We start from the raw sequence: 3817 nt of genomic DNA on the forward strand, positions 1-3817 counted from the left end.
GCGCTGATCTGCGCCACCCACCAGAACCTCACCGGCCTGGTCGAGCAAGGCGCCTTTCGCGAAGACCTGTTCTATCGCATCGCCACCGGCGTCGTGCAGTTGCCGCCCCTGCGCGAGCGTACCGATCGCGCCGAACTGGTCTGCCGGATGGTGGCCAGCGAACTGCCCGGCTGCGACCCGCGGCAGGTCATCGCTTCGGATGTCTGGCCGCTGCTGCTCAATCACCCCTGGCCAGGCAATCTGCGGCAGATGCGTGCAGTGATTCGCTACGCCTGCGCGGTGATGGAGGGCAGCCGCATCCAGCGCAGCGATCTGCCCGCGGACTTTGTTGCGCAACAGGGTGCGTCCACCCAGGCAGCGCCTGCCAACGTCACGCCGATCCGCCGCCCGGTCACCCTGGCCACGCCGGTCGACGAGCGCGCCGACGTGCTGGATGTGCTCAACGCCTGCCGCTGGAACATGTCCGCGGCAGCCCGTGCCCTGGGCATCTGCCGGCCGTCGCTGTACCGGGTGTTGCGCCGGCTGGGTATCCCGCCGCTCAAGGACCAACTCGCCCAGGGCGTTTACCAGCCGGCCTGACGCCCCGCTTTGCGCTGCAGGCTCTTCAACCAAGGGAACAACAATAATGAATGCCCCTATCAGTCTTGCCATCACCGGCCAGGTGGCGGTGGTGACCGGTGCCGCGCGCGGTATCGGCTTTGCCATCGCTCAGGCGCTGGGTCAATGCGGTGCGCGGGTAGCGATTGCCGATCTCGACGGCGCGGCCGCCCGCGCCGCTGCCGGGCAATTGTGCGAACTGGGCATCGACGCCATCGGCGTGGCCGTAGACGTGGCCGACGAGGGCCAGGTGCAGGCCATGGTCGAGACCATCGAACGAGCGCTGGGCGGTATCGACATTCTGGTCAACAACGCCGGGATCGTCTCGACCGGGCCGTTGCTGGACGTCAGCGCGGCCGAGTGGAATCGGGTCCTGGCCATCGACCTCACCAGCGTGTTTTTCTGCGCCAAGGCCGTGCTGCCCGGCATGATGGCGCGCCGCGCCGGGCGCATCATCAATATTGCCTCGGTGGCCGGCAAGCGCGGCGGTGGTCTGTTGGGCAACAGCTGCTACGCGGCGGCCAAGGGCGGCGTCATCGCCTTGACCAAGGGCCTGGCCCGCGAAGCCGGGCCGTTCAACATCACCGCCAACGCCATCACCCCGGCCTTGACCGACACCGAGATGACCCGAGCCCTGGCGCCCGAAGCACGCGCCCGGGTGCTTGCCGACATGCCCCTGGGGCGTGCCGGCTCACCGCGGGACATCGCCGCAGCGGTGTGCTTCCTGGCCAGCGACGCGGCCAGCTTCGTCACCGGCGAGATCATGGACGTCGACGGCGGCTACATGCGCGACTAGCGCTGCACCGCAGCCGGTATCAATGCCAGGATCAGCGACACCGTGACCAGCGACAACAGGGTCGATACCAGAATCGCGCGGGACATGGTATCGGCCTCGCGGCCATACAGCGCGGCCAGCATGAACGGCCCGTTGCCGATGGGCAGCGCACTCACCAGCAGCGCTGCCCACGCCCACATTGCCGGGATGTCGAACACCCAGAACGCCAACCACGCCGTCAGCGCCGGTTGCAGCAGCAGTTTCATCGCTACCAGCATGGCCAGGGTCTTGCTGTCGGCTTTCTGCGATTTCTCCGCGGCCAGAAACAGCCCGATCGACACCAGCGCGCAGGGCCCCGCCGCAGCACCCAGAAACTGGAACAACTGGCGAACGCCCACCGGGAGCACCAGGCCGCTGTAGGCCACCAGCGAGCCCAGCACCGGAGCCACCATGATCGGATTGCGCAGCAGCGAGCGGCCGACCTTGAGCAGCGTACGCCCCAAGTGTTTCTCGGTCTGCTGGAAGGTCTCGATCATGATGATGGCCACGGCGAACAACAGGCAGGCGGTCATCACGGCGCCGATCACTGCCGGAGCGATGCCGGGGTCGCCAAAGGTCAGCAGGCACAGGGGAATGCCCAAGAATCCCGAGTTGGGATAGCCGGCGCCCAGCGCGTCGATGGTGGCGTCCAGAAAGTGCGCGTGGGCGCGCAACCGCAGCCACAGGGTCAGCAGAAAAACGATGCCCATGCCCAGGCCGAAAGCCAGCACGTAGCCCAGGTTCAGACCCTGCAAGGTACCCAGCCGGGCCATGGCTTCGAACAGCAGGGCAGGGAGGCCCAGGTAGATCACGAAACGGTTGAGCTCGATGGAAGCATTGGGCCCCAGGACGTTGCGCCGACGGCAGACGAAACCCACCAGGATCAAGCCGAACACTGGAAAGGCGACGTTGAAGATTGCAAGCATCGGGCACGGTGTCCTTTGCACGGTTGGATGCCGAAGTGTAGCAGCGCCACGGTGGACGGCACGCCGGTTCGCTGCCGCTGATTGCGGAGCGATTCGAGCCTACCGTTGGGCGTCTCGTCGTTTTTTACTTGAAGGGAGGGGGGGAGGTCCATCTACACTGATGGCACTATCACATTAGGAGGCGATAGTGCGTCATGACAGCCGATAACCTGATGGACCTGGTTGCGCTGAAGCCGTTGTCTGCCACCGAGGCAGGCTGCGTGGATCGTGTGTTGCGCGCCATGCGCACACATCTAGGCATGGATGTAGCGTTCGTTTCCCATTTTCGCGACAGCGACCGCGTGTTCACTCACGTCGATGCCGCCAGCCCGGTGCCGCTCAGCCCAGGGGATGTCCTCGAGATGAGCGCTGGCTACTGTCGCGGCGTTGTCAGCGGCGAACTGCCCGGATTGATTCGTGACACCGGTCAATTGCCGGCCGCCATGGCCGTGCCCCAAACCCCCGGTCTGCCGGTCGGTGCGCACATGAGTGTGCCCATCCACTTGAGCGACGGCCGACTATACGGGACCTTTTGCTGCTTCAGCCACACGCCCGATCCGGGGCTGAGCGAGCGCGATCTGAAGATGATGAACGTCTTCGCCGAACTGATCGCCGAGCGCCTCGAAACCGATCTGCAGAGGGCCCGCGACCATGACGTCAAGACCTCGCGAGTGCTGGAAGTCATCGAGTCGCGTCAGCCACGGGTGGTCTATCAGCCGATCTTCGACCTCCACACCATGCGTGTGGCCGGGTGGGAGTGCCTGTCACGTTTCAGCGGCGTACCGGCACGCACTCCGGACGTGTGGTTCAAGGAAGCCGCCGAAGTCGGGCTGGGAACGCAGCTGGAATGCCTCGCCATCCGCGAAGCGCTGGCCGGGCTGTCACGACTGGCGCCGGACACCTACCTGAGCATCAACTGCTCGCCGGAGCTGGTGCTCAGCGGCGTCTTGCTGGGGGTTCTCCAGGAGTATCCTGCCGAGCGCCTGGTGCTGGAGCTGACCGAACATGCCGTGGTGCAGGACTACGCATCGTTGCAGGTGGCCTTGCAGCCCCTGCGGGTGCGAGGTGTGCGGGTGGCGATCGATGACGCGGGCGCCGGGTATGCCAGCATGCGGCATATCCTTCAGGTGCGCCCGGACATCATCAAGCTCGACATGAGCCTGACCCGCGGTATCGATCAGGATTTCCAGCGACGCGCCATGGCGTCGGCCTTGATCGCCTTCGCCCGGGAGACCGGCAGCGTGATCGTCGCCGAAGGCGTGGAAACCGAAGCCGAACTGGCGCAACTCAAACGCCTGGGCGCCGCCAACGCCCAAGGCTTCCTCCTCGGCCGCCCCGAATCCCTTTAGCAGCGGCGCCCCCGGACGCGGCTCGCGCCGCTGCTACACGGACCGCGCCCGCACCATCTCTGGAAACGTTCGCATCCCCCTGTAGCAGCGGC

The 3817-nt window shown here is 66.0% G+C and carries 4 protein-coding genes; 3 read left to right on the forward strand and 1 reads right to left on the reverse strand.

The window, feature by feature from the left end:
- Positions 1-579 (forward strand): helix-turn-helix domain-containing protein (locus B2V21_RS14690; RefSeq protein WP_286917235.1); only part of this gene is annotated, 579 nt, incomplete at its 5' end.
- A 46-nt stretch (positions 580-625) separates the two neighbouring features.
- The gene (locus tag B2V21_RS14695) at positions 626-1393 is read left to right on the forward strand and encodes an SDR family NAD(P)-dependent oxidoreductase (protein WP_286917236.1); all 768 of its coding nucleotides are present in this window, start codon (positions 626-628) and stop codon (positions 1391-1393) included.
- Here B2V21_RS14695 and B2V21_RS14700 read toward each other — a convergent pair.
- Positions 1390-2337 (reverse strand): AEC family transporter, encoded by a 948-nt coding sequence (locus B2V21_RS14700; RefSeq protein ID WP_286917237.1) that lies wholly within the window; start codon positions 2335-2337, stop codon positions 1390-1392. The genes B2V21_RS14695 and B2V21_RS14700 overlap by 4 nt on opposite strands.
- A gap of 194 nt (positions 2338-2531) precedes the next feature.
- On the opposite strand from B2V21_RS14700, the gene B2V21_RS14705 reads away from it, so the two are divergent.
- A complete protein-coding gene (locus B2V21_RS14705; RefSeq protein ID WP_049859316.1) occupies positions 2532-3725 on the forward strand; it encodes a sensor domain-containing phosphodiesterase in 1194 nt (397 codons plus the stop codon).
- Positions 3726-3817: the final 92 nt, after the last annotated feature.

The organism is Pseudomonas sp. UBA6276 (genome assembly GCF_002438365.1).
GTDB classification, from domain to species: Bacteria; Pseudomonadota; Gammaproteobacteria; order Pseudomonadales; family Pseudomonadaceae; genus Aquipseudomonas; species Aquipseudomonas coleopterorum.